The organism is Acidovorax sp. JMULE5, from assembly GCF_013376875.1.
Lineage (GTDB): Bacteria > Pseudomonadota > Gammaproteobacteria > Burkholderiales > Burkholderiaceae_C > Acidovorax > Acidovorax facilis.
Window position 1 is genome coordinate 3,807,745 of record NZ_CP035951.1, and the last position, 26,357, is coordinate 3,834,101.

The window sequence follows — 26,357 nt, forward strand, 5'->3', positions numbered from 1 at the left end:
CCACAAGGACTGACCATGAACCTCGACAAATTCAAACACCAGCACACTGACATTCTGCGCAGCATCGCCACCTTGCGCGCCCTGGCCCAGGCGGGCGTAGAGGCCAATGCCAGCGCCATCGCGCAGGGCATCGTGGCCATGAGCGGCACCATCAAGCTGCACCTGGCCGTGGAAGACCAGGTGCTGTACCCCGCACTGCAGCGCGGCGGCAACGCCGAACTGGCGCGCCTGGGCCGCCAGTACCAAAGCGAGATGGCATCGATCGCCAGCGCCTACGACGCGTTTGCACGCCGCTGGAACACCGCCGAGGGCGTGCGCCGCGATGCCCAGGGCTTTCGCAACGAGGCCAACGTGGTGCTGCGCCGTGTGTTCGAGCGCATGCAGCGCGAGGACCATGACTTCTATCCGCGCATCGAGGAGGAAGAAGCCACCACCTGCCATTGAGCCGCACCTTCCTGCATCCCACTGCATGCCTGCGCATGCACCTCTGATCCATCGGTAGGGCCTGACGGCACCTTCCTTTTTGCCGGCCCCTGTGCCGGCATTTTTTTTACCCCTGCTTACCGCCCCGATTGTGTTGGGTCAAACTACCTATAGTGTTTGATGGGTATCGTAGACACCATAGGTAGTGTTTTTAACCCGTTCCACAGATTGGTCGAACCCATGGCGTCCACCCTTGCCACCTTGCCCCGCGAAGTCGTTTTGCGCAGCGGCCAGCGCGTTCCGTTTGATGCCGAACGCATCCGCGCTGCGCTGGCCAGCGCGGGGCAGGCCTCGGGTGAATACGGCGCCGACGAAGCGGCGTTGCTCACCGCCCAGGTCACCAAGGTGCTCATCCACCGCTTCCATGGCGAGGCACCCACCATCGAGCAGATCCAGGACGTGGCCGAGCAGACGCTGATCGCCGCCAACCATCTGGCCACCGCGCGCGCCTACATCGTCTACCGCGAGCAGCACGCCACGCTACGCGCCGACAGGCAGACGCTGGTCGATGTGGAAAGCTCCATCAACGAATACCTCACGCGCGCCGACTGGCGCGTGAACGCCAACGCCAACCAGGGCTACTCGCTGGGCGGGCTGATCCTGAACGTGGCGGGCAAGGTCACGGCCAACTACTGGTTGTCGCACGTGTACACGCCCGAGATCGGCGAGGCGCACAGAAGCGGCGACCTCCACATCCACGACCTCGACATGCTCAGCGGCTACTGCGCGGGCTGGTCGCTGCGCACGCTGCTGCACGAGGGGCTCAACGGCGTGCCGGGCAAGGTGGAGGCGGGGCCGCCCAAGCACATGAGTTCCGCCGTGGGGCAGATCGTGAACTTCCTGGGCACGCTGCAGAACGAGTGGGCGGGCGCGCAGGCGTTCTCGTCGTTCGACACCTACATGGCACCCTTCGTGCGCATCGATGCCATGGACTACGCCGCCGTGCGCCAGTGCATCCAGGAGCTGGTCTACAACCTCAACGTTCCCTCGCGCTGGGGCACGCAAACACCGTTCACCAACCTCACCTTCGACTGGACCTGTCCCGAGGACCTGCGCGAGCAGGTGCCCGTGATCGCCGGGCAGGAGATGCCCTTTGCGTACGGCGACCTGCAGGCCGAGATGGACCTCATCAACCGCGCCTACATCGACGTGATGACCACGGGCGATGCCAAAGGCCGGGTGTTCACCTTTCCCATCCCCACGTACAACATCACCAAAGATTTTCCGTGGGAGAGCGAGAACGCAGAGCGGCTGTTCGACATGACGGCCAAGTACGGCCTGCCGTACTTCCAGAACTTCATCAACTCCGAGCTGGAGCCCAACATGGTGCGCTCCATGTGCTGCCGCCTGCAGCTGGATTTGCGTGAATTGCTCAAGCGTGGCAACGGCCTGTTCGGCAGCGCCGAGCAGACGGGCAGCCTGGGCGTGGTGACCATCAACTGCGCGCGGCTGGGCTACCTGCATGCGGGTGATGAAGCAGGCCTGCTCGCCGCGCTCGACCACCTGATGGAGCTGGGCAAGCAAAGCCTGGAGACCAAACGCAAGCTCATCCAGCGCCTCATGGACCAGGGCTTGTTCCCCTACACCAAGCGCTACCTGGGCACTTTGCGCAACCACTTTTCCACGCTGGGCGTGAACGGCATCAATGAGATGGTGCGCAACTTCACGGCGGACCAGCACGACATCACCAGCGACTGGGGCCACGCGCTTGCCGTGCGCCTGCTCGACCACGTGCGCGAGCGCATGGCGCAGTTTCAGGAAGAAACCGGCCACCTCTACAACCTGGAGGCCACACCCGCCGAGGGCACCACCTACCGCTTCGCTAAGGAAGACAAGAAGCGCTGGCCCGCCATCCTGCAGGCGGGCACGGCCGAGCAGCCTTATTACACCAACTCGTCGCAACTGCCCGTGGGCTTCACCGACGACCCGTTCGAGGCGCTGATGCGGCAGGAGGCACTGCAGGGCAAATACACCGGCGGTACCGTGCTGCACCTGTACATGGGCGAGCGCGTTTCCAGCGGCGCGGCCTGCCGCGAGCTGGTGCGGCGCGCGCTGACGAACTTCCGCCTGCCCTACATCACCGTCACGCCCACGTTCTCCATCTGCCCCACGCACGGCTACCTGGCGGGCGAACACCCGTTCTGCCCGCGCTGCGACGAAGAGCGGCTGGACGCCAAGCGGCGGCGTCTGGTCGCCTGACGCCGAATATCAACCTTGATTGGTATCAATCGCTTGTCCATAAAGCGCATGATGCTATTTAAACAGTAGCAAATTTCTCAACCCTGAAGGAGTTTTCGTGAGCCATTTTTCTACCCCCGAACAGGCCGCTCTGGCCGCCGTGCAACTCACCGACGACGAGCGCCAGCCCTGCGAGGTCTGGACCCGCGTGATGGGCTATCACCGCCCTGTGGCCAGCTTCAATACCGGCAAGCAGGGCGAACATGCCGAGCGCCGCTTCTTCGCCGAGCAGGGCCGTGGCTGCAGCAGCAACGCCTGCTGAGGCACGGGCACCCGCGTCCGCGCTGCGGCTGGGCGGCATGACACCGCTCACCACCATCGACTTCCCCGGCCGCCTCGCGGCCGTTTTGTATTGCCAGGGTTGCCCCTGGCGTTGCGGCTATTGCCACAACCCCGAACTGCTCGATGCCACCCAACCGCCCTCGCTGCCGTGGGCGCAGGCGCTGGCGTTTCTGGAAAGCCGGCGCGGCCTGCTGGACGGCGTGGTTTTCTCGGGCGGCGAGCCCACGCTGCAGGCGGGCCTGGGCGAGGCATTGACCGCAGTGCGCAGCCTGGGCCTGCAGCGCGCGCTGCACACCGGCGGCATGTACCCCGAGCGGCTCGCGGCACTGCTGCCGCAGCTGGACTGGGTGGGTCTGGACATCAAGGCCCTGCCGCAGCGCTACAACGCCATCACCGCCACACCCGGCAGCGGCGCGCGCGCCTGGGCCGGGCTGGATGTGCTCCTGGCGCAAGGCACCGACCACGAATGCCGCACCACCTGGCACGCGGGCCTGTTTGGTGTGGATGAATTGCTGGACCTGGCCCAGGCCCTGGCCGCGCGCGGCGTGCGCCGCTGGGCGCTGCAGGAATGCCGCGCACCTGGCGCACCGGCCTGGGCGCTGACCACGGCGCACCAGCAGCAACTGGCCGCGTGGTTCCCCTCCTTCACGCTGCGCCGGGCCTGAGCGGGCGGGGCTCCGGGTTTGTCCAATGCTTCGCGCAGATTTGTTGCGCTTCTAGGTCGAAAACAGAACGAATCTGCGAACTCGCGCTAGGAGTCGCTGGGTTTGATGCGCATCAGAGCCGCCTTGCACACGCCGCGTGGATCATCCGCCACCGCCGCACAACGGCACCACCTGCAAGGAACACGTCCATGACCCCCCTCGGCCTTCAACTACTGCACGCGCTCAAGCACCACGGCGCGCGCGAAATCTTCGGCATCCCCGGTGACTTCATCCTCCCCCTGTTCAAGCAGATCGAGGAGAGCGGCATCCTGCCCCTGGTCACGCTCAGCCACGAGCCCTCGCTGGGCTTTGCCGCCGATGCCGCCGCGCGCATGCACTGCGGCCTGGGCGTGGTGGCTGTCACCTACGGCGCGGGCGCGCTCAACGTGGTCAACGCGGTGGCGGGGGCGTATGCCGAGCGCTCGCCGCTGGTGGTGCTGGCCGGCTGCCCCGGCGAGGTCGAGGCGCACTCGGGCCTGGTGCTGCACCACCAGGTGCGCCACGTCGATTCGCAATGGCGCATCTTCCGCGAGATCACCTGCGACCAGGTGCGCCTGTCCGACCCCGCCACCGCGCCCGCCGAACTGGCCCGCGTGCTGCGCAGCTGCCGCGAATACTCGCAGCCCGTGCTCATCGAGGTGCCACGCGACATGACGCTGCACCCCATGGCCGAGGTGCCCCTGCTGCCGCCCAGCCCCTTCAATGAAGCCGCCGTGGCCGAGTGCGCCGACGAATGGATGGCCCGCATTGACGCTGCCCAGCGCCCCGTGCTGGTGGTGGACGTGGAGGTGCGCCGCTTTGGCCTGGAGGCCCGCGTGGCCGAGCTGGCGCGGCGCCTGCAGCTGCCGGTGCTCACTACCTTCATGGGGCGGGGCCTGCTGGCCGAGGAGGGCGTGCCCTTCCACGGCACCTACCTGGGCGTGGCGGGCGCGCCCGAGACCAGTGCGCTGCTCGACGATTCCGACCTGCCCGTGATGCTGGGCGCCATCCTGTCGGACAGCAATTTCGGTGTGAGCGCCCAGCGCATGGACTTCCGCCGCGCGCTCATCGCCGCGCACCGCGAGGTGCGCGTGGGCCATCACCTGTACCCGAACATCCCGCTGGCCGCGCTGGTGGAGGCGCTGCTGGCCCGCGCGCCGGCCGCAGGCGCCAAGCCGCCGCGCGCCCTGCCGCCCCCGCCCACTTGCCCCGAAGGCCTTGTGGCCGACGATGCGCCCGTGTGTGCGGCCGACCTCTCCCGCGCGCTCAACGACCGCATCCGCGCGCACGGCCCCATGAACATCGTCGCGGACATTGGCGACTGCCTGTTTGCTGCGATGGAGCTGCTGCCCACGCCGCTGGTGGCGCCGGGTTACTACGCGTCCATGGGGTTCGGGGTGCCGGCCGGCATCGGCGCCCAGGTGGCCACGGGCCAGCGCAGCCTGATCCTGGTGGGCGATGGCGCCTTTCAAATGACGGGCTGGGAGCTGGGCAACTGCCCGCGCCTGGGGCTGGACCCCATCGCCATCGTGCTCAACAACCAGACCTGGGAAATGATCCGCGCCTTCCAGACCGAATCGCGCTGCGCCGCCCTGGGCGACTGGCACCTGGCCCAGGCCGCCGATGCGCTGGGCGGGCGCGGCCACCGGGTGCACACGCGGGCGCAGTTCAAGGCGGCACTCGATGCCGCGTTTGCCGAGCGCGGTCGCTTTCAGCTCATCGAGCTGATGGTGCCACCGGGCGACAGCACGCCCACGCTGCGGCGGTTTTCGGAAGGCATCCGGGCGCTGCGGGCGCGGGCGGCGTCGGCCGCCTGAGCGCGAAGGATCTGTTCACGCAGGCCCGCACGCATCGCATCGCATCGCGGGGCAGCAAAGCGCGGCAGCGGGGCTACCCCGCGCGTACCACGCGCAGGACGTCCGCCCCGTACGCCTCCAGCTTTTTCGCCCCCATCCCGCTGATGCCCTGCAGGTCGTCGAGCGTGCCGGGGTTGCGCTCGGCAATCGCGGCCAGCGTGGCATCGTGAAAGATCACATACGCAGGCAGGTTGTGCTCCTTTGCCACCTCGGCGCGCCAGGCCTTGAGGTTGATGAAACGCACCTGCGCATCGGGCCCCAGGTTGGCGGCCGCGGCAGGTGGGGCGCTGCCCGTGCCCTTGCGGGTGCGCGTGCGTTTGGCCGGTGCGGACGACACCGACTCGCGCAGCTGCACCGGCACCTCGCCCTTGAGCACCGCGCGCGAGCCCTCGGTGAGGCACAGCGTGTCAAAGCTGTGGCCGCTGTCCAGCATCACCTTCTGCAGGCCTAACGCGCCGGTGGCGATCAGCTGGCGCAGCACGCCGCGCAGCTGGGGCTCGGTCAGGTCCGCGCCGATGCCGAAGGTGGAGATTTTTTCGTGCCCGAACTGCGCGACCTTCTCGGTCTTCTTGCCGCGCAGGATGTCCATGATGTGCCCCGTGCCAAAGCTGATGCCGCTGGCCTGGTTCACGCGGTAGATGGTGGACAGCAGCTTGCGCGCCGCGTCGGTCGCGTCCCAGATCGCGGGCGGTGTCAGGCAGTTGTCGCAGTTGCCGCAGGGCGTGGACTGCTCGCCGAAGTAGGCCAGCAGCCGCACGCGGCGGCAGTCGGTGGCCTCGGCCAGCGCCAGCAGCGCATCCAGCTTGCCGCGCAGCGCCTGCTTGAACTCCTCGCCCGCCGGGCTTTCGTCGATCATGCGGCGCTGGTTGACCACGTCATTCAGGCCGTAGGCCATCCAGGCATCGGCGTTCAGCCCGTCGCGGCCCGCGCGGCCCGTTTCCTGGTAGTAGCCCTCGATGTTCTTGGGCATGTCCACATGGGCCACAAAACGCACATCCGGCTTGTCGATGCCCATGCCGAACGCGATGGTGGCCACCATCACGATGCCTTCCTCGCGCAGGAAGCGATCCTGGTTCTTCTGACGCACTTTCGTGTCCAGACCCGCGTGGTAGGGCAGGGCCGTGATGCCCGCGTCGCTCAGCGTGGTGGCCAGCTCTTCCACGCGCTTGCGCGACTGGCAATACACCACGCCCGCCTCGCCCGCATGTTCGCGCTCGATGAAGCGCAGCAGCTGCGTGGTGACGTCCTTCTTTTCCTCAATGCGGTAGCGGATGTTGGGCCGGTCAAAGCTGCTGATGAACAGCCGTGCATCCTGCAGCTGCAGCCGCTCGACGATGTCCTCGCGCGTGAGCGCATCGGCCGTGGCGGTGAGCGCAATGCGCGGTACTTGCGGGTAACGCTCGTGCAGCAGCGTGAGCGCGCGGTATTCGGGGCGGAAATCGTGGCCCCACTGGCTGACGCAGTGCGCTTCGTCGATGGCGAACAGGCTCAGGTGGCCGCCGCTGTACAGGCTGTCGAGCAGGCCCAGGAAACGCGGCGTGTTCAGCCGCTCGGGCGCGGCATACAGCAGCGTGAGGTCGCCGGTCTGCAGGCGCAGCTCCACGTCCTGGGTCTCGTCGTAGCTCAGCGTCGAGTTCAGGAACGCCGCATCCACCCCCGCCTCGTGCAGCGCGCCCACCTGGTCGTGCATCAGCGCGATCAGCGGCGAAATCACGATGGTCACCCCGCGCCCCTGCTGCTGGCGCACGATGGCCGGCACCTGGTAGCACAGCGACTTGCCTCCGCCCGTGGGCATCAGCACCAGCGCGTCGCCGCCGCCAATCACATGCTCGACGATCGCTTGCTGCGGGCCGCGGAACTGTTCGTAGCCGAAGACATCCTGCAAGACAGACTGGGCAGGGGACAACACGGAAGACGGGCGAGACACCAAGCGAATACTCTGAAAATGAGAGCGCCCCACGCTGGACCCACCTGCGCTGGACGCCAATAAAGCCAAAAATTTGTGTGCGGGCCCGTGCTACGAACCGTGCGATGCAAGGCCCGTATTGTGCGCTGCGGGCCTGCGCCGCTGGTTGGGGGTCAGCGCAGCGCGCGGACAGCGCTTTCGATCACCTCAGGCGGGATGGCGGCAAAGCCCAGCCGCCATCCCGCGATGGGAGGCGCTGCATGGTAGAGCTCGCTGAGGCTGGGGGTTGCAATGCCGCGCGCCAGCGCGCGGCGCGTTTGCTGCTGCTCGCTGCCCTCGGTCAGCCGCACGGCCATCTGCAGCCCGCCCCGGCTGTCCAGCGGCTCGGCCCACGGCAGGTGGGTGTGCAGCGCCTGCAGCAGGGCGTCGCGCCGGCTGCGGTAGAGCTGGCGCATCAGCCGCAGGTGGGCCGCAAAGTGGCCCTGGTCCATGAAGTCGGCCGCCACCGCCTGCATGGGCTGCGAAGGGTGGCCGTCGTAGATGGTGCGGGCGGTCACCAGAGGCTTTACCAGCGGTTCGGGCAGCACCATGTAGGCCAGCCGCACCGAAGGAAACAAGGACTTCGAGAACGTGCCGATGTAGAGCACGCGACCGTGCGCGTCGAGGCCCTGCAAGGCGGGCGTGGGCTGGTGGTCGTAGAGGAATTCGCTGTCGTAGTCGTCCTCGATCAGCCAGGCCCCCGTGGCCTGTGCGTGGTCGATGAAGGCCAGGCGGCGCTGCAGGGACATGGCGCGCCCGGTGGGGAACTGGTGCGATGGCGTGAGGTAGATCAGGCGTGGCGGCGTCTGGGTGGGCACCAGCTGGGCGCCTTCGCCGTCCAGCGGCATGTCCACCACCTGGGCCCCGCTGGCGTGGAACGCGGTGCGCGCGCCTGCGTAGCCCGGGTCCTCCATCCAGACGGTATCGCCTTCGTCCAGCAGCGTCGCGGCCAGCAGCTGCAGGGCCTGTTGCGAGCTGGTCAGCACCAGCACCTGGCCCGCATGGCAACGCACGCCGCGCGACTGCGAGAGGTAGCGCGCGATGGCCTCGCGCAGTGCGGGCAGGCCTTGGGGGTCACCGTAGAACAGCAGAGGCCCGGCGTCTTGGCGCAGGCGGCGCTGCATCAGCTGGCGCCACAGATCGACCGGGAAGGCCCCCAGGTCCGGGCTGCCCGCCAGGAACGCGCGGGCGCGGTCGGGCTCGGCGCAACCGCCGGTATCGACCATGCGCTGCCCGCGCCGCGACAGCGCGGGCAGTGCCGCCGCCGGGGCCATCCGGCCCGCCCGGGACAGCGCCGCCCCGGCACGCTGCATGTCGATGGCCACGAAGCTGCCCTGGCCGACATGCCGGTGCAGGTAGCCCTCGGTTTCCAGCTGGGCGTAGGCCGCCTCCACCGTGACCCGTGAAAGACCCAGGTCGCGCGCCAGATCGCGGGTGGAGGGCAGGCGTTCGCCCAGCACGGCCTGGCCGGTGCGCACGGCCTCGCGCAGCGCCGAGCACAGGCGCTCCCGGCGGCCGCCTCCGTGGGCGTCCTCCAGCAGCGTGAGCAACAGCCGTGGTTTCATCGGTAATTGGTCTTATTTGTGACGAAGGATTGGCATTATCAATCAGGCCAAATCGTCGGAAACTTCCTCCCATCGCAACACCACACAGCCACACGAGAGGACTTTTCCATGACCCACGCAGCCCCCGCCTCCGCCGTCCTGGCGTTCCCCGCGCCCAGCCCCGAGCAATCGCGGGACTTCATGGCCGCCAAGCTCAGCTACCACGCCGATGCCTGGGACATGGCCGAAGACCTGCGCAACGGCATCGACGCCATCGTGGTGGTCGACACCCGCTCCACGGCGCATTACGAACAGGGCCATGTGCCGGGCGCCATCAGTTTTCCCCACCGCACCATGGACGAGCAAAGCACGGCGCACCTCGACCGCAGCAAGGTCTATGTCACGTACTGCGATGGCATCGGCTGCAACGGCTCGACCCGGGGCGCGTACAAGCTGGCGCGGCTGGGCTTCACGGTCAAGGAGATGCTGGGCGGGCTGGACTTCTGGATCCGCGACGGCCAGCCTGTGGCCACCGGCCCGGAGCGCGGCGCCATGCCGTCCGCCCGCCCCGCCATCGAGTGCGCATGCTGAGCCATTCGCCGCACCGCACCGGCTGGACCCTGCGCGCCGCAGGCGCCGCTGACGCGCCCGCGCTGGCCGACCTGTGCGCCGCCCACGCGGCGTACGAGCGCATCCCCTACAGCGCCGACGGCCATGCCCACCGGCTGGCCCAGGGGCTGGAGGCGGGGCGGTTGTTCGCCTGGCTGGGCTATTGGGGTGAGCAGGCAGTGGGATATGCCAGCGCCACGCTGGACTATTCGACTCTCGCCGCGCGCTCTTACCTGCATCTGGACTGCCTGTACCTGGAGCCTGAAGCGCGTGGCTGCGGCCGGGGCGCCGAGATGATGGCCGCTGTGCAGCACCGCGCCCAAATGCTGGGTTGCGAGGCGATGCAGTGGCAGACGCCCGTGTGGAACGAGGGCGCCATCCGTTTCTATGACCGCCTGGGCGCCACGCGGCTTGTCAAGCAACGCTACACGCTCGTGTGGTGAGCCAGACGCGATGGTTCCGTGGAGAACTCCGCTCCAGGTTATCCGGCGGTGGCGCTATCTTGCCCCACCATCCAGCCGCATCGCCTTCAGCCGCCGATACAGCGACCGCTCGCTGATCCCCAGTTTGGTAGCCAGCTCCGCCTTGGTGCCTCGGTGTTGTGACACGGCCGCCAGAAAGGCCGCGTTGTCCGATTCCCTCAGTGTTGGGTTGCTGAGAAGGGCTCCCGCAGTGGGCTGCGCCGCGCCCGTATCGCGCCCTTGCAGCACCAGCGATGCCCCCAGCGCCATGTCCACGTGGGCCGCCGTGGCCACGTCGCCCTCGCACAGCAGGGTCAGCCGCTCCAGCACGTTGCGCAGTTCGCGGATGTTGCCCGAGAAGGGGTAACGCATCAGCTGGGCCATTCCTTCGTCGGAAATGCTGAGGGCGTGGTCGGGCGCCACGCGGCTGAGCAGGGATTGCACCAGCAGCGGCAGGTCTTCCATGCGCTCGCGCAGCGGCGGCAGCCGGATGGGGAACACGCCCAGCCGGTGCAGCAGATCTTCCCGGAAGAGGCCCGAGGCCACGCGGGCGGCCAGATCACGGTGGGTGGCCGACACGATGCGGATGTCCGCTTGCCTGAGGGCGGTGCTGCCCACCCGGCGGTAGGTGCCGGTCTCCAGCAGGCGCAGCAGCTTGACCTGCATGGGCAGGGGGATGTCCCCCACCTCGTCCAGAAACAGGGTTCCGCCGCTGGCGGACTCCACCAGCCCGGCCTTGCTGGCAGTGGCACCCGTGAAGGCGCCCCGTTCATGCCCGAAGAGTTCGCTCTCGAACAGGGTTTCGGTCAGCGAGGAGCATTCCACCACCACCAGCGGGCTGCGCGCCCTGGGGCTCGCTTCGTGGATGGCGCGTGCGACCAGTTCCTTGCCGGTGCCCGACTCGCCCACCAGCAGCACGGCGGCTTTGGAGGGCCCCACGCGGCTGACCAGCTCCAGCATCTTGCGGAAGGCGGGCGAGCGCCCGACCAGTCCGTGCTGGCTCTGCATGCCTTCGGCCCCATGCAGCTCCTCCATCTTCTCCACGAAAAACGCCTGCTCGCCCAATGCGTTCATCAACGGAACGAGCTCGATGTTGACGTAGGCCTCGCCATGGGCGGTGTGGTGCAGGTGCAGCACCCGTTCGCGCTGCCCGGATTCTCTGGCCATGGCCATGGGGCAGCTTTCGCCCGACTGGTCGCAGGGGCGCTCGAAGTGGTGCGACACCTCATGGCAGGTGCGCCCGATGACCGAAGCGCCTGTCCCGAACTGCCGCCGGTAGGCCGCATTCGCAGCCAGGATGCGGTAGCGCGGGTCGATGAGGATGTGCGGCGTGGGCACGCTTTCGAGATAAGACACCAGCTCGGGCGGTGGGGTGGACATGCTGCACTCCTTGGCAGAGATGCTGCCAACATGGCAGTCATTGTCTGCCATGTTGGCGTAACTGTGTTTTCAAACCGGGCTAAGTCATTGATTCATATCAGGCAGGACTCTGGCACGGAACTTGGAATGACCAGGGTGTGAACTTGAACGACCGCCGCCTCCTGCGCTACCTCGTCCACGCCGTGCTGATCAAGCTGGCGGTGTTGACGCTGCTGTGGTTTGCCTTCGTCCGCGACGCCCGGGTGGCGGTGGACGCCGACGCCGCAGCGCGCCAGGTGGGAACAGCGGCGGTTTCTACCGAAGGAGCTTCCAAGTGATTTCCGAACAACTGGTGGATTTGTCGCGATTGCAGTTCGCGGCCACCGCGATGTACCACTTTCTCTTTGTGCCGCTGACGCTGGGCATGGTGTGGCTGCTGGTCATCATGGAGAGCGTGTACGTGATGACGGGGCAGGCGGTGTGGAAGGACATGACCCGTTTCTGGGGCAAGCTCTTTGGCATCAACTTCGCGCTGGGCGTGACCACCGGCATCACGCTGGAGTTTCAGTTCGGCACCAACTGGGCGTACTACTCGCACTACGTGGGCGACATCTTTGGTGCGCCGCTGGCCATCGAAGGGTTGATGGCGTTTTTTCTGGAGTCCACCTTCATCGGGCTCTTCTTCTTTGGGTGGGACCGCCTGAGCCGCACCCAGCACCTGATGGTCACCTTGCTGATGGCCATTGGCACCAACCTCTCGGCGCTGTGGATCCTGATCGCCAACGGCTGGATGCAGAACCCCGTGGGCGCCGAGTTCAGCTACCACACCATGCGCATGGAGATGGTGGACTTCTGGGCCGTGGTGTTCAACCCCGATGCCCAGGCCAAGTTCGTGCACACCGTGTCGGCCGGGTACGTCACCGGCGCCATGTTTGTGCTCAGCGTGTCGGCCTGGTACCTGCTCAAGGGCCGGGACATCGAATTTGCCAAGCGCAGCTTTCGCGTGGCGTCGGCCTTTGGGCTGGCTTCGGTGCTCAGCGTGATCGTGCTGGGCGATGAATCGGGCTACACCGTGGGCGAGGCGCAGCAGACCAAGATGGCTGCCCTGGAGGCGATGTGGGAGACCGAGCCCGCACCGGCCGGACTGAAGCTGGTGGCAGGCATCAACGAGGCGCAGCAGAAGAACGACTGGGAGATCGAAGTCCCCTACGTGATGGGGCTGATCGGCACGCGGTCCATCGACAAGCAGATCCCCGGCATCCACGAGATCAAGGCCAAGAACCGTGAACGCATCGTGCGCGGCATCGATGCCGTCAAGGCCCTGGAGGCGCTTCGTGCAAACCGCGACGATGTGGCCGCACGCGAACGCTTTGACCAGCTCAAGGCAGACCTCGGCTTTGGCCTGCTGCTGCGCAAGTACACCAATGATGTGAGCCAGGCCACACCCGAGATGATCCAGAAGGCCGTGGACAGCACGGTGCCCCGCGTCACGCCCATGTTCTGGTCGTTCCGCGTGATGGTGGGGCTCGGGTTCCTCATGCTGGCGCTGTTTGCGCTGAGCTTCTGGTCCACGCTGCGCGGCGCCTGCATGCAAAAGCGCTGGCTGTTGCGCTGGGCACTGTTCATGCTGCCCGCGCCGTGGATCGCCTGCGAGCTGGGGTGGTTCGTGGCCGAGTACGGCCGCCAGCCGTGGACGATTTACGGCGTGCTGCCCACGCATCTGAGCGTCTCCAGCCTCAGCGTGGAGAGCCTGTACGGGTCGCTGGCGGGCTTCGTGGGGTTCTACACCGTGCTGCTCGTCGTAGAGATGTTCCTGATGGTGAAGTTTGCCCGCATGGGGCCGGGCAGCCTGGGCACCGGGCGCTACCTGAATGAGCCTGCCCACGCAGCTGTCCACTGAACGTTGCCAAGGAGTAAAAAATGCTGGACTACCCCACACTCAAACTGATCTGGTGGCTGCTGGTGGGCGTGCTGCTCGTCGGTTTTGCCATCATGGACGGGCACGACATGGGCGTTGGCACCCTGCTGCCCTTCGTGGGCCGCAGCGACGTGGAACGCCGCGTGGTCATCAACACCGTCGGCCCCCACTGGGACGGCAACCAGGTCTGGTTCATCACCGGCGGCGGCGCCATCTTTGCCGCCTGGCCGCTGGTGTATGCCACGGCCTTCAGCGGCTTTTACTGGGCCATGCTCGCCGTGCTGTGGGCGCTGTTCTTTCGGCCCGTGGGCTTTGACTACCGCAGCAAGATCCACCACCCGCTGTGGCGCTCCACCTGGGACTGGGGCCTGTTCATTGGCGGCGCCGTGCCCCCGGTCATCTTTGGCGTGGCGTTTGGCAACCTGCTGCAGGGCGTGCCCTTCCGGTTCGATGACTACCTCATGCCCACCTACAGCGGATCGTTCTGGGCGCTGCTCAATCCGTTTGCACTGCTGGCAGGCGTGGTGAGCAGCGCCATGATCACCCTGCAAGGCGCCACCTACCTGGCCCACCGCACCGAGGCGCAGATCCAGCGGCGGGCTGTGGTGGCGGGCATCGGCGCTGCACTGGTGCTGGTCGCCACCTTTGTGGGTGCTGGTATTTGGCTGCAGGGCATCGATGGCTACCGCATCAGCTCGGCCGTGCAGGCCGCCGCGCTGCCTGACCCCTTGAGCAAGACGGTGGTGCGCGAGGCGGGCGCCTGGATGGCCAACTACACCACCGCACCGCTGCTGTGGCTGCTGCCTGGGCTCGGCGTTGCCGGTGCCCTCGGCGCAGCAGCGTTGCTGGTGGCCCGCCGCACGCTCAGCGCGTTCATTGCCTCTTCGCTGGCGGTGGTGGGGGTGATTGGAACGGCCGGGGCCAGCATGTTCCCGTTTGTCATGCCGTCCAGCACCCACCTGGCCTCCAGCCTCACGGTGTGGGACAGCGTCTCCAGCCACCTCACGCTGGGCATCATGTTCTGGGCCACGCTGATCTTCATGCCCCTGATCGTGGTCTACACCAGCTGGGCCTACCGCGTGATGCGCGGCAAGGTGACCGAGGCGTACATCCGCGAGAACGATCACGCGGCCTATTGAACGCCTCTAAGCGCCCCTGAGCGCCTTCTCAGCAATTTTTCAAGGAGTACATCGATGTGGTATTTCGCATGGATTCTGGGTGTGGGGTTTGCCGTCCTGCTGGCCATCCTCAACGCCATGTGGGGCGAGACGGAAGCCGCGCGCCACCAATCGCACCGCGCCCGCGACGAGGCTTGAGATGCAAAAACCCATCCCAACACCTGCCGAAAGCGCTGACGCCAACACCGGCGCCATGGCGGGGGCGTCCACCCATTGGCCGAGCCTGACGGCCGCAGTGATGATCATGGTCATCGCCACCCTGGACCCGCGCTTGCTGGCCCATCCCAGCGGCGCGGCCGACCACCTGTTGGCCAGCTTCCTGTTTCTGGCCATGTCGGCCGGGTTTGTGCGCGGCGTGGGGTTCATTCCCCGCTGGTGGCTGTGGCGCGGGCTTTTTTCGGGCTGGACCTGCGCGCTGGGCCTGGCGCTGGCGGCAGCCGCCAAGTGGATGCGCTGAGCGGGCCTGGGTCATGTATTTCCGCATGCTCCACGACGATGAGACCGGCCTCATCACCTACCTGCTGGCCGACCTGGAGGCCCGGGAGGCTGTCCTCATCGACCCGCGGCCTGCAGACGCGGGGGTGATCCACGCCATGCTGTCCGAGCACCACCTCCAACCCGTGGCCGTGGTCCACACGGACGACCATCCTGTTGATGGGCAACCGGCGCCCGTGCAGCCGCCCGGTCATGCCTCTTGGCCCGCAGCTACGCGGCTGAACGACGGCGAGACGCTCGCATTTGGCGCGCAGCATCTGCGCTGCCTGGGCACCCCCGGCCACACCTGGCAAGGGCGCAGCTACCTCTGGCGCGACCGCCTCTTTTGCGGCGGCGTGCTCAGCCCCTGGCTGTGCCCCGAGGCGGCGGGGGTGGACAACCCAGCGCAGCTGTGGGAGAGCATCATGGCCCGTGTGTTCCGGCAGCCCGCCGAAACGCTGCTGTTCCCCGGGCACTCCTGCTCGGGCTGGACGGTGAGCAACGTGTTCACCCAACGCAAACACCACCCCTGGCTCAGCAGCAAAAGCCGGGACGAAGCCCTTCAAGCCATTGCACAAGGCCCATTGCATGACAACCTCCAGCCACCCTCTGCACCCACTGATAGCGAATGAACTGGACGTATTGGCCGCACTCTGGCCGGCGCCCACCGGCCGCGTGATCGAACTGGGCTGCGGCGCGGCGCGCATGGCGCGCGCCATGGTGGAGCGCTGGCCCGCGCTGAACTACCTGGGGCTGGAAGTGGACACACGCCAGCATGCGGCCAATCTGGCCGAGCCGCACCCCCGCATGGAATTTCGCCTCGAAAGTGCCGAGAAGATCCATGCGCCAGACCACCGCTTTGATCTTGCCCTCATGCTCAAGTCCCTGCACCATGTGCCGGTGGAGCGCATGGACGCGGCGCTGCGCGAGGTGGCCCGCGTGCTGCGTCCGGGGGGATTTCTGTATGTGTCCGAGCCCGTGTTTGACGGCAGCCTGAACGAGATCGTCCGCCTCTTCAATAACGAGCAGGCCGTGCGCCTGGCCGCGCAGCAGGCGGTGGACCGGGCCACGACCGGCCCGGACGCACCCTTTGAGCAGATCGAGGAGCGGCGCTTTGACATGCCCGCGCATTTCCAGAACTTTGACGAGTTTGAACGCCGCATGATGCGACCGTCCTTTGCGGACCACGCGCTGGACGCCGCCAAGATCGCCCGCGTGGCCCAGGCATTTGCACCCCACCTGGGCGCGGGCGGGGCGCACTTCACCCGCCCCCTGCACGTGCGCTGGCTGCGCCTGCGTGCGTGAACCGCAGAGAAAACTATCCAGAAAGCCCCCCATGCAATCCTCCCCCCACATCTGCGTGCTTGGCACGGGTTTTGGCGCCTTGGCCACCGTGCGCGCGCTGCGCAAGCACGACCCCAACGTCGCCATCACGGTGATCGCGGCACGGCCGGAGTTTCACTACCTGCCCAGCATCATCTGGATCCCCTCCGGGCTGCGCCGTGCGCAGGACCTAGTGGTGCCCCTGGCGCCATTCTTTGAGCGCATGGGGGTCCGCTACGTCAAGGCGGAGGTCACGGGCCTGTCGGACGGCGGGCGCACCGTGCTGACCAGCGCGGGCGAGGTGCGTAACAACGCCCTGGTCATTGCCACAGGCGGCCGCTTCCTCCGCAAGCTGCCAGGCATCGAGCACGCGATCACTCCCTGCGAAGGCATTGCTGCGGCCGAACAGATCCGCGACCGCGTGCGTGCCATGGCTGGCGGCTCTATTGCGCTGGGCTTTGCGGGCAACCCGCAGGAGCCCCAGTCCATGCGCGGCGGCCCGATCTTCGAGTTTTTGTTCGTGCTGGATGCCCAGCTGCGCCGCGAAGGGCGCAGGGACAAATTTCAGCTCACCTTCTTCAGCCCCGCTGCCGAGCCCGGCGCCCGCCTGGGCCCCGGCGTGGTGCAGCACCTGCTGGCAGAAATGGCCCGGCGCGGCATCCACACCCACCTGGGGCACCCGCTGGTCCGGTTTGAAAGCAACAAGGTTGTGACCCAGGGCGGCGAGATCGCCAGCGACCTCACCCTGTTCATGCCCGGCCTCACGGGCAACCTGTGGTTTGACAACGCCCCGCTGCCGCGCTCACCGGGCGGGCTGGTGCAGGCCGATGCGCACTGCCGTGTGCCGGGCCTGCCCCGTGTCTATGTGGTGGGAGACTCCGGCAGCTTTCCCGGCCCGGAATGGATGCCCAAACAAGCCCACATGGCCGAGTTGCAAGCCAAGGCCGCAGCGCCCAACCTGCTGGCAGACCTGCGCGGCGACGTGTGCAACGCCACGTTCGAGGCCGAGCTGGCCTGCATCGTGGACGCGCTGGACAGCGGCACCCTGGTGTACCGCACGCCTACCCGCCACTTCATGCTGCCGCCTTTGAGAGCCCTGCACTGGGCCAAGAGGGCGTTCGAGTGGAACTACCTGCGGCAGCTGCGCTAGTGTGGTGTTGCGCGCTATCCGGCACTTAAAACCGCGTCTTTTCGGCCACGGCTGCGTTGCAAATCCGCGCGATACCTACAGGTATCGCTGTGGTTTGCGCCTTGCCCTGACCAAAAATCCATCGGTTTTAAATGTGCCGTCAAGCGTGCAACACCACACTAGCCACGGGTCCACGCGGGTCACCGCCGCGTCCGGGCGGCGGCGCGGCCCGGCTTTCTACAATAGCGGGCTATGCAAGCCCTTCATTACACCCGCGCCGCGCAACTGCCCGACATCCTCGCCCAACGCATCGTCATCCTCGACGGCGCCATGGGCACCATGATCCAGCGCTTCAAGCTGGGCGAGGCGCAGTACCGGGGCGAGGGCTACACGGGCCCCGATGGGGCGGGCGACCGGTTCAAGGACTTCCCGCGCGATGTGAAGGGCAATAACGAGCTGCTCAGCATCACCCGCCCCGATGTGATCCGCGACATCCACGAGCGGTATCTGGCCGCAGGCGCCGACCTGATCGAGACCAACACCTTTGGCGCGACGACCATCGCGCAAGAGGACTACAAGATGGCCGATCTGGCGCGTGAGATGAATCTCAAGTCCGCCCAGCTGGCCCGCGCCGCCTGTGACAAGTACAGCACGCCCGACAAGCCCCGCTTTGTGGCCGGTGCCCTCGGCCCCACGCCCAAGACGGCCAGCATCAGCCCCGACGTGAACGACCCCGGCGCGCGCAATGTGGACTTCGAGCAGCTGCGCGCCGCTTACTACGAGCAGGTGGAAGCGCTGGTCGAGGGCGGCTCCGACGTGCTGCTGGTCGAGACCATCTTCGACACGCTCAATGCCAAGGCAGCGCTGTTTGCCATCGACGAGTTCTTTGAAAACAGCGGCGAGCGCTTGCCGCTCATCATCAGCGGCACCGTCACCGATGCCTCGGGCCGCATCCTCTCGGGCCAGACGGTCACGGCCTTCTGGCACAGCGTGCGCCACTCGCGCCCGCTGGCCATCGGCCTGAACTGCGCCCTGGGCGCCACGCTGATGCGCCCTTACATCCAGGAGCTGAACCGCGTGGCCGAGGACACCTTCATCAGCTGCTACCCCAACGCCGGCCTGCCCAACCCCATGAGCGACACCGGTTTTGACGAAACGCCCGAGATCACCAGCCGCCTGGTGCACGAGTTCGCGGCCGACGGGCTGGTCAACATTTTGGGCGGCTGCTGCGGCACTACGCCGGACCACATTGGGGCCATCGCCAAGGCGGTGGAGAACGTACCCACGCGCAAGATGTTTTACCCAGCAGAAGCCTAGAGTAGCTGCCCCCCTGAGTCGCCTGCGGCGCCTTCCCCCAAGGGGGACGCCGCCAGCGCGGCGGGGCGGCCCTTGCGCGGCGGCCTTTGGTCTGGGCCGCGCCGGTTTCGCGCGCTGCGGGTTTTGCAACGCCCACCCAAGGGTGAGAGATTCGCGCTGAATGAACGGTTTGTAGGAAAATTGGCACCTGGCGCTTGATGGTCAAGCGCCAGGTGCTATCTAATTAATAGCAATTGTTGCCGCTCTGAAGTGCGGCAACGCAGTGCCGTTCCAGGCAGCCCACCATGATCGACAACGCTATCTTGCCCGCCGACACGGCACCTGCCGACGATGCTGCTCAAAAAGCCGCCGCCCACGCCGCGCTCAAGCTCGAAAAGCGCCTGGTGCGCCAGGTCGCGCAGGCCATCACTGACTTCGGCCTCATCGAAGACGGTGACAAGGTGATGGTGTGCGTGTCGGGCGGCAAGGACAGCTACGGCCTGCTCGACGTGCTGCGTATGCTGCAGCAGCGCAACGGCCACAAGTTCGAGCTGATCGCCGTCAACCTCGACCAGAAGCAGCCCGGCTTTCCGGCCCATGTGCTGCCTGAATACCTGACCCAGGTGGGCGTGCCCTTCCACATCGAAACGCAGGACACCTACAGCGTCGTCAAGCAGCACATCCCTGAGGGCAAGACCATGTGCAGCCTGTGCAGCCGCCTGCGCCGGGGCATTTTGTACCGCGTGGCGGACGAGCTGGGCTGCACCAAAATTGCGCTCGGCCACCACCGCGACGACATGCTGCAGACGTTCTTCCTCAACATGTTCTTCGGCGGCAAGCTCAAGGGCATGCCGCCCAAGGTGCAGAGCGACCGCGGCGACCACCTCATCATCCGCCCGCTGGCCTACGTGGCCGAGGACGACCTGGCTCGCTGGGCGCAGATCCAGCAATTCCCCATCATCCCCTGCACGCTGTGCGGCAGCCAGGAGAACCTGCAGCGCAAGCAGATCGGCCAGATGCTGCGCGACTGGCAGCAGCTGTACCCCGGCCGCATCGAGAACATGGCGGTGGCGCTGCGCAACCTGGTGCCCTCGCACTTCATGGACCCGCGCCAGTTCGACTTCAAGGGGTTGGTACCCAACGGCGTGGCCGACGCCGATGGTGACAAGGCCTTTGACGCCGAAGAACTGCCTGCGCAGGCCGTGGGCATGCTCGCGGGCCTGCCCCTGATGCCGCGCTGACCTGACACCGACGATTTTTAGATTGGGCCACCCCATGACCACCCCCATCAAAGCCCCCGAACTCCTGCTGCCCGCCGGCTCACTCGACAAAATGCGCGCCGCCTACGACTTTGGTGCCGACGCCGTGTACGCCGGGCAGCCGCGCTATAGCTTGCGTGCGCGCAACAATGAGTTTCGCCTGGAACAGATCAAGCAGGGCATTGACGAGGCCCATGCGCGCGGCAAGAAGTTCTTTGTGACCAGCAACCTGATCGCGCACAACGACAAGATCCGCACCTACCTGCGCGACATCGAACCCGTCATCGACTGCAAGCCGGATGCCCTCATCATGGCCGACGCGGGCCTCATCATGATGGTCAAGGAGAAGTGGCCCGAGCAGGTGGTGCACCTCTCGGTGCAGGCCAATACCACCAACTGGGCGGCCGTGAAGTTCTGGCAAAAGATGGGCGTGGAGCGCGTCATCCTCTCGCGCGAACTGAGCCTGGACGAGATCGAGAAAATCCGCCAGGAATGCCCCGACATGGAGCTGGAAGTGTTCGTGCACGGCGCGCTGTGCATTGCGTACTCGGGCCGCTGCCTGCTCAGCGGCTACTTCAACCACCGCGACCCCAACCAGGGCACCTGCACCAACGCCTGCCGCTGGAACTACGCCACCCACGACGCCGACATCGACCCCACCACGGGCGAAGCCATTGCGCAGAAGATGGAAGGCGACTTCAACTTCGAGGCCGCGCAGCAGAAGGCGGAACAATCGTTTGCCTCCACCACCGGCAACGGCGAGCGCCATCCCAAGGCCGACAAGGTGTACCTGATCGAAGAGGCCGGCCGCCCTGGGCAGATGATGCCCATCATGGAAGACGAGCACGGCACGTACATCATGAACAGCAAGGACCTGCGCGCGGTGGAGCACGTGGCGCGCCTGGCGCAGATCGGCGTGGACTCGCTCAAGATCGAAGGCCGCACCAAGAGCCTGTACTACGTGGCCCGCACCGCCCAGGTCTACCGCCGCGCCATTGACGACGCCGTGGCGGGCCGCCCCTTCAACCCCGAGCTGCTGATCGAGCTGGAAGGCCTGTCCAACCGCGGCTACACCGGCGGCCTGCTGGAGCGCCGCCCCAGCAACGACTACCAGAACTACATCAACGGCCACTCGGCAACGCAGCGCAGCCAGTATGTGGGTGAGGTGTTGGGTGCCGAGGGTCAGGCCGATGTGGGCTTGCAAGGTGACTGGGTGCAGGTTGAGACGAAGAACCACTTTGCCGTGGGCGACCTCATTGAAGTGGTGCACCCCAGCGGCAACATCACCGTGCGGCTGCAGGAAATGCGCAACGTGGAAGGCCAGCCCGTGAACGTGGCCCAGGGCAGCCCCGTGCGTGTGTGGATTGCGCTGCCTGCGCGCTACAGCGGGGCCTTGCTGGCGCGCGTGATCGAAGCGCAACCGCTTGCACCAGCGGCTGCCGAGCCTGCCCTGGCTGCATAGCCTGCCAGGGCGCTGCCTGTTTGCTGTCCGTTGGCTGCTGCCGTTGTGTGAGCAGATTGGACGGCCTACCAGGCGGCTATCACATGCACCGTGGCCCAGGCCATGACGCCGTAGGCGCCCATTGCCGCCAGGGTGGTGGCCTTGGATGCTTGGCGGTCTCGCAGCAAGACCCAGAGCGCAAGGAATGACATCGCATACATCACCGCAGACAGGATGTAGGCCTCGGGCGCCGGTACGAAGGTGGACGGCCCGCCGCGCCGTGGTGATGTCGCAAAGCCTGCGTGGGCCACGATCAGCGATCCGCCCAGCAGACCCAGCACCGCGAGCGCGGCGATCGAAATTTTGGCGGGTAGGTTCAACGGGGTAGGCGCTGGCATGGTGAGGGCGCCACAAGGTGGCGCGGTGGTGGGGTCGGGCTTCGAGGGGGGGGCGGGTTTTTGGTAAATTGCCTGCTAGTGCTTTACTGTATTGGATTTGTTGCTACCAAAATGGAAGTAATTGCCCTGGCGTGCAATAGCCTGCCCGTGTTCAGCCGGGGCACATCGCGCCAGGCTCGGGCTCTTTGCCGATGGCCAACACGTCAAGCACACCGCGCACACCGAGCACATGCTCGATGAAAGCACGACAGGGATGTGAGCTATCCGCCCACACCGCCGCTTTCACCAACACACCCAGAGGGCCCACGTCCTGGGGTTTCCACGACAAGACGGCCAGATTTTTGCGCCGCACCAAGGGCAACACAAAGCTTGTTGGCACGCAGACCAGCATGTCGCTGTCGGACAGCATCGCGTAGATGATTTCTGCCGAGCGGCTCGACACGCGACACAGTTCCGGAACCCCGCCCAAATCGTCGAACAGGCTATCCACCTGTTGTGGGCCCAGCCCTGTGAGTGGCGGGCTCAGCCAGCGTTGTGACAGCAGCTCGGCGGCCGTGACGGTTGTCTGTTGAGCCAGCGGGTGGCCTGGACGGCAGGCAATGACGAATTCATCCGGCAGCGCGGCATGAAACTCGAACCCTTGCGGCAGCGGGGTCGGTTCGCGGCAGATTGCCAGGTCCAGGGTGCCTTCCTGGATGCTCTCCAGCAGGTTGTCGATGGTGACTTCGTGCACATCGATGGCGGCGCTGGGGTGCAGGGCGCAGTAGGCCGGGATGGCGGCCGTCAGCAATCCGTTGATGCCCGCCGCAATGCTGCCGATGCGGATCAACGCGGACGCGGCCCCTTGCTGCATCAGCGCCGCATTGCCAGCCGCCGCTTGCAGGGGTACCAACGAGGCGCGCAGCAATGGCAGAACCGCTTCCCCCAGGCGGGTCAGGCGCATGCCCTTGGAGTGCCTCTCAAAAATCGGGCCGCCCAGGGAGCTTTCCAGTTCCGCCAATGCATGGGTCGCTGCAGGCTGGCTCAAGCCAATGGCAGAGGCCGCGCGGTGCAGGCTTTGCAGGTCGGCAATCGCAATCGCCAACTGCAGGTGCTTGAGGCGCACGCTTCCCAGAATGCGATTGAACAGGACGGAGGGCGTCAGGTCTGGCATGGCGTATTCAAAATTTGAATCATGTTGAAAAAGAAGCATTGGCCCTGCAGTGACTGCTGTGCAACGATCACAGGCCTTTGGGTGGACGCAAGCCCGCCCTGAGGTCATTCAACTAACGAATCTTATTCCCGCACTGGGCGCAAGCCAGTGCGCAGGAACTCAGGAGACAAAAACCCATGCCGTCATTGCAGCGCCCCAGCTTGGGCGAGATCACTTCGCGCCCGTCCCGCTTCCTCATCGCCCCGGTGATGGCGGCCATCTTCGCCATGGGCCAGGCCAACGCCGCCGATACCCTCGACACCGCGTGCAAGACCACGGCCGAGTGCCAGGCGCAGGTGGCCAAGATTCAGGGGGTGGTCAAAGGGGACGCCACCAGCGCCTTTTCCAAATCGCAGGACACGTTCTACTGGTTTGGCCGCATCAACATGGCATCGACGGTGGTGAATGTGGAGCAAGGGATCATCCCTAAGGCCCAGGCCGGTCGCATCGCACGCGGTGTGGAGCTGTCGATCATCCAGGCAACTACGCCCGGTGGCAAGCGGCCCACCGATGTGCTGCAGGTCGAGAAGATCATCACGGATGCCGTGGGCCCGGAGGCAACGCTGATCCACACCGGGCGCAGCCGCCAGGACATCCACTCCACCTTGAATGCCGCGCAGCTGCGCCTGGAAATGCTGGACTTTGCCGATGCGCTGGACCAGGTGCGCGCACGGCTCATCACCACGGCGCAGGCACACACCGCCACCTATGTGCCCGCTTACACCAACGGCGTGCAGGCCATGCCCATCAGCTACGGGCACTACCTGATGGCCTGGGCCGACTCGTTCGCGCGCGACTCGGCGCGCATTCGCGAGGCCTATGCCCGCATCAACCTCAGCCCCATGGGCACGGCGGTGCTGGCCAACTCCAGCTGGGGCATCAACCGCGAGCGCCTGGCGCAATTGCTGGGGTTCGACGGGCTCATCGTCAACTCGCTGGATGCGGGGCAGATCAGCACCTACGACATCCCCATCGAGGCCACGTCCATCGCCAGCTCCACCGCCATCCGCGTGGGGGCCTTCATGCAGGATGTGCACACCCAGTACCACCAGACGCGGCCTTGGCTGTTGCTGGCCAGCGGCAAGACCTACACCAGCAGCGCCATGCCGCAAAAGGCCAACCCCGGCATCATCCAGAACACGCGGGCCAAGGCCAGCGACGTGGTGGCCTCGGCCCAGGCGTCGCTGTGGCGGGCGCATAACGTCACGCCCGGCATGATCGACTACAAGAACACCTGGAGCCCGGCCAGCGCCAAGACCTTTGTGCAGGGCGTGGAGATGCTGCAGCAGTTTGCCGATGTGCTGGACTCATTGCGCATCGACCCGGCACGTGCGCTGGACGAACTTGAATCCGAGTGGACCACCTCGATGGAGCTGGCCGAAGCGCTGCAACGCAGCCATGGCGTGCCGTTCCGGGTGGGGCACCACTTTGCGTCGGATGTGGTGCTGTTTGCCAAGGAGCGCAACATACGCCCCAAGGATTTCCCGTACGCCGAAGCCGTGCGCATCTACCGCGAAGCGGGCAAGAAATACGACCTCAAGGACCAGCGCCTGCCGCTGGGTGAAGCCGCATTCCGCCGCGCTTTGTCGCCCGCAGACATGGTGACCACACGCACCGGCACAGGCGGGCCGCAGCCGCAGGAGGTCACGCGCATGGCGACCGCTGCCAAGGACACCCTTGCCAAAGACCGCGCGTGGTCGGGCGAAGCGCGGCAGCGGCTGCTGGCGGCAGAGGCTGCGTTGAATGCGGCTTTTGAGGGTGTGAAGTCGTTGCCTTGAGTGTGGACTCGCGGGCTGTGTGCTTCAGACAGGCCGAAGGGCTCGACCGGAGTGGGTCTCCCGGGCGGGCGATACTGACGCCCATCGCGAAGGGAGTCAACACACATGAGCACGACATCGAAAGCCCAGCAACGCTTCCGAGTTCCCGCCGCGTTAGCGGTCGCCATAGCGGCTGCGGCGGTAGCCGCGCTGACGGGCGCCAGCGCGTGGGCCCAGGCCCCGGCCCCGGCTGTAGCACCCGCCAAGCAGCGCTATGTGCAAGGCTCGTGGGTCAACCTGCGCGAGTCGGCTCAATCCCAGGCCCGCATCGTCGCCCAAGTACCCGCCAACACCGTGCTGCAACAGCTCACCGAGCGCGACGGCTGGTGTGCAGTGCTCTATGCGGGCGATGCCCGCCTGGGGACCCCGCTGGCAGAGCCGCTCCAGGCTCACATCGCCTGCAATTTGCTGGCGGACCAGCCCCTCACCCTGGCCCAGGCGGGCAAGGACGCGGCCCGTGCCTTCTGGGTGGCGCCGTCACCCAACCGCCTGCGCGCCTACGGCAACGCTCTGCCGCGTCCGCCAGCCCTGCAGCTGCCCGCGCTGGTCAAGAGCCACGCGCATGAAATGCCGGTGCAGTACCCCACCCGAGCTGAGTGGGAAGCTGCCAAGAAGCTCATGCGCGCTGGCGTGGTGCTGCGGCCCGAGCAGGAGATCGACCGGGACCGCCCCGTCAACCCGCTGGACGACCTGAAGCTGGCCACCCGTGCCGTGGACCACATTCCCGCCGTGACCCCTTTGGCCGCCAAGCCGACCTTGCCGACGATTGCCCCCTCGTACTTTCGGTCCCACACCAGCGTGGCCCTGCTGCATGAGACCGATGCCGACGGCCTGGCTGCCGTGGCGGGCGCCCGCATCAGCGTCATTCCTACCGGGGCGCCCGTGGGCCGGTTCAACCGCCACAATGGGCCCGAAATCGAATACATCACCGGCTTCTGGGACGTGGGCTCTGCCGACCAGGCCTTTGCCCCTGCGCTGACCCTCTATGCCATTACCCACCAGGGCCTGGTGGGGGCCCACACCGTGCGCCAGCGCTATTGGGACATCAGCAACGAAGACCATTACTGCGGCGGCCACTACCCCGGCCGCGGGTTCAACGACCCTGGCGAAGAAGCCCAGCCAGTACGCGGCTATGCCAAGCTGTCCGACAGTGCCGAGGTGCTGACCCGCCTGGTGCTGCCCGGAAAGCTGCCGCCTGATGCGGTGAAGGTGAAGACCCGGCGATACGCCACGAGCTGGATGCAGCCCGCCGACCCGCCCATCCGGGACAAGCCCCAGCGCAAGAACACTGCCGTGCTGGTGCACGAGATCGACCTGGACCGCGATGGCATCGCAGACATCCTGCGCATCGACACCCCTTCGCCCGGCGGCATGAGCTTCGAGCCGATCTTTGAATGGCGCTGGTACCTCAATATCGGCGGCCAGTGGTTCTGGGCCGGGCACTGGGTGGATCAGGAGTGCACCTGATGGGC

General features: G+C 66.5%; 25 protein-coding genes. 20 read left to right on the forward strand and 5 right to left on the reverse strand.

The genetic code is table 11. The features are described from left to right. Positions 1-15: 15 nt before the first annotated feature. The 5 genes from EXV95_RS17305 (at position 16) to ipdC (ending at position 5,503) form a co-directional block, all read left to right on the forward strand. Positions 16-444, forward strand: coding sequence for a hemerythrin domain-containing protein (locus EXV95_RS17305; protein WP_176887817.1), 429 nt, complete (start codon positions 16-18; stop codon positions 442-444). 219 nt (positions 445-663) lie between these two features. Then, positions 664-2,682 carry a ribonucleoside triphosphate reductase gene (locus EXV95_RS17310; protein WP_176887818.1) on the forward strand — a complete coding sequence of 673 codons (2,019 nt, stop codon included), beginning with the start codon at positions 664-666 and terminating at the stop codon, positions 2,680-2,682. Positions 2,683-2,779: 97 nt separating this feature from the next. After that, positions 2,780-2,983, forward strand: coding sequence for an anaerobic ribonucleoside-triphosphate reductase (gene nrdD, locus EXV95_RS17315; protein WP_055402467.1), 204 nt, complete (start codon positions 2,780-2,782; stop codon positions 2,981-2,983). Between the two features lie 37 nt (positions 2,984-3,020). Further along, on the forward strand, positions 3,021-3,668 hold the full coding sequence (locus tag EXV95_RS17320; RefSeq protein ID WP_176889087.1) for an anaerobic ribonucleoside-triphosphate reductase activating protein: 648 nt from the start codon (positions 3,021-3,023) through the stop codon (positions 3,666-3,668). 188 nt (positions 3,669-3,856) lie between these two features. Further along, positions 3,857-5,503, forward strand: coding sequence for an indolepyruvate/phenylpyruvate decarboxylase (gene ipdC / locus EXV95_RS17325; protein ID WP_176887819.1), 1,647 nt, complete (start codon positions 3,857-3,859; stop codon positions 5,501-5,503). A gap of 73 nt (positions 5,504-5,576) precedes the next feature. On the opposite strand, the gene recQ is transcribed toward ipdC, so the two are convergent. Together recQ and EXV95_RS17335 are read right to left on the reverse strand one after the other, a co-directional pair. After that, positions 5,577-7,448 (reverse strand): DNA helicase RecQ, encoded by a 1,872-nt coding sequence (recQ, locus tag EXV95_RS17330; RefSeq protein WP_176889088.1) that lies wholly within the window; start codon positions 7,446-7,448, stop codon positions 5,577-5,579. Between the two features lie 173 nt (positions 7,449-7,621). Continuing rightward, positions 7,622-9,052, reverse strand: coding sequence for a PLP-dependent aminotransferase family protein (locus tag EXV95_RS17335; protein WP_176887820.1), 1,431 nt, complete (start codon positions 9,050-9,052; stop codon positions 7,622-7,624). A gap of 108 nt (positions 9,053-9,160) precedes the next feature. On the opposite strand from EXV95_RS17335, the gene EXV95_RS17340 reads away from it, so the two are divergent. Next, positions 9,161-9,622: a rhodanese-like domain-containing protein gene (locus EXV95_RS17340; RefSeq protein ID WP_176887821.1), complete on the forward strand. Its 462-nt coding sequence runs from the start codon at positions 9,161-9,163 to the stop codon at positions 9,620-9,622. Continuing rightward, positions 9,616-10,083, forward strand: coding sequence for a GNAT family N-acetyltransferase (locus EXV95_RS17345; RefSeq protein WP_176887822.1), 468 nt, complete (start codon positions 9,616-9,618; stop codon positions 10,081-10,083). Before EXV95_RS17340 ends, EXV95_RS17345 begins: the two co-directional genes overlap by 7 nt. 54 nt (positions 10,084-10,137) lie before the next feature. Here EXV95_RS17345 and EXV95_RS17350 read toward each other — a convergent pair whose 3' ends face one another. Further along, the gene (locus tag EXV95_RS17350) at positions 10,138-11,481 is read right to left on the reverse strand and encodes a sigma-54-dependent Fis family transcriptional regulator (protein WP_176887823.1); all 1,344 of its coding nucleotides are present in this window, start codon (positions 11,479-11,481) and stop codon (positions 10,138-10,140) included. Between the two features lie 137 nt (positions 11,482-11,618). Between EXV95_RS17350 and cydP the strand changes: the two genes are divergently transcribed. The 11 genes from cydP (at position 11,619) to yegQ (ending at position 21,499) form a co-directional block, all read left to right on the forward strand. After that, positions 11,619-11,798, forward strand: a complete 180-nt coding sequence (cydP, locus tag EXV95_RS17355; RefSeq protein WP_176887824.1) for a cytochrome oxidase putative small subunit CydP — start codon at positions 11,619-11,621, stop codon at positions 11,796-11,798. Beyond that, on the forward strand, positions 11,795-13,360 hold the full coding sequence (locus tag EXV95_RS17360) for a cytochrome ubiquinol oxidase subunit I (protein ID WP_176887825.1): 1,566 nt from the start codon (positions 11,795-11,797) through the stop codon (positions 13,358-13,360). The genes cydP and EXV95_RS17360 overlap by 4 nt, the downstream gene beginning before the upstream one ends. 20 nt (positions 13,361-13,380) lie before the next feature. Next, on the forward strand, positions 13,381-14,517 hold the full coding sequence (cydB, locus tag EXV95_RS17365; protein ID WP_176887826.1) for a cytochrome d ubiquinol oxidase subunit II: 1,137 nt from the start codon (positions 13,381-13,383) through the stop codon (positions 14,515-14,517). 54 nt (positions 14,518-14,571) lie between these two features. Then, positions 14,572-14,694, forward strand: a complete 123-nt coding sequence (gene cydX, locus EXV95_RS17370) for a cytochrome bd-I oxidase subunit CydX (RefSeq protein ID WP_176887827.1) — start codon at positions 14,572-14,574, stop codon at positions 14,692-14,694. A 1-nt stretch (position 14,695) separates the two neighbouring features. Then, entirely contained in the window at positions 14,696-15,013 is a 318-nt protein-coding gene (locus EXV95_RS17375) for a cyd operon YbgE family protein (RefSeq protein ID WP_255484777.1), read from the forward strand. Between the two features lie 25 nt (positions 15,014-15,038). Continuing rightward, positions 15,039-15,662 carry a hypothetical protein gene (locus EXV95_RS17380; RefSeq protein WP_176887828.1) on the forward strand — a complete coding sequence of 208 codons (624 nt, stop codon included), beginning with the start codon at positions 15,039-15,041 and terminating at the stop codon, positions 15,660-15,662. Continuing rightward, complete coding sequence (locus EXV95_RS17385) at positions 15,619-16,335, forward strand: class I SAM-dependent methyltransferase (protein ID WP_176887829.1); 717 nt, start codon at positions 15,619-15,621, stop codon at positions 16,333-16,335. The genes EXV95_RS17380 and EXV95_RS17385 overlap by 44 nt, the downstream gene beginning before the upstream one ends. 31 nt (positions 16,336-16,366) lie before the next feature. Continuing rightward, positions 16,367-17,503, forward strand: coding sequence for an NAD(P)/FAD-dependent oxidoreductase (locus EXV95_RS17390; RefSeq protein ID WP_176887830.1), 1,137 nt, complete (start codon positions 16,367-16,369; stop codon positions 17,501-17,503). A 231-nt stretch (positions 17,504-17,734) separates the two neighbouring features. Beyond that, a complete protein-coding gene (locus tag EXV95_RS17395) occupies positions 17,735-18,799 on the forward strand; it encodes a homocysteine S-methyltransferase family protein (RefSeq protein ID WP_176887831.1) in 1,065 nt (354 codons plus the stop codon). Positions 18,800-19,083: 284 nt separating this feature from the next. Further along, complete coding sequence (gene ttcA, locus EXV95_RS17400) at positions 19,084-20,019, forward strand: tRNA 2-thiocytidine(32) synthetase TtcA (protein WP_176887832.1); 936 nt, start codon at positions 19,084-19,086, stop codon at positions 20,017-20,019. Positions 20,020-20,053: 34 nt separating this feature from the next. After that, entirely contained in the window at positions 20,054-21,499 is a 1,446-nt protein-coding gene (gene yegQ / locus EXV95_RS17405) for a tRNA 5-hydroxyuridine modification protein YegQ (protein WP_176887833.1), read from the forward strand. A gap of 65 nt (positions 21,500-21,564) precedes the next feature. Here yegQ and EXV95_RS17410 read toward each other — a convergent pair whose 3' ends face one another. After that, positions 21,565-21,876, reverse strand: a complete 312-nt coding sequence (locus EXV95_RS17410) for a hypothetical protein (RefSeq protein ID WP_176887834.1) — start codon at positions 21,874-21,876, stop codon at positions 21,565-21,567. 151 nt (positions 21,877-22,027) lie between these two features. Further along, the gene (locus EXV95_RS17415) at positions 22,028-23,029 is read right to left on the reverse strand and encodes a LysR family transcriptional regulator (RefSeq protein WP_176887835.1); all 1,002 of its coding nucleotides are present in this window, start codon (positions 23,027-23,029) and stop codon (positions 22,028-22,030) included. A gap of 176 nt (positions 23,030-23,205) precedes the next feature. On the opposite strand from EXV95_RS17415, the gene EXV95_RS17420 reads away from it, so the two are divergent. Next, on the forward strand, positions 23,206-24,846 hold the full coding sequence (locus EXV95_RS17420; RefSeq protein ID WP_176887836.1) for an argininosuccinate lyase: 1,641 nt from the start codon (positions 23,206-23,208) through the stop codon (positions 24,844-24,846). Positions 24,847-24,951: 105 nt separating this feature from the next. Continuing rightward, positions 24,952-26,352, forward strand: coding sequence for an SH3 domain-containing protein (locus EXV95_RS17425; protein ID WP_255484782.1), 1,401 nt, complete (start codon positions 24,952-24,954; stop codon positions 26,350-26,352). Positions 26,353-26,357 lie beyond the last annotated feature (5 nt).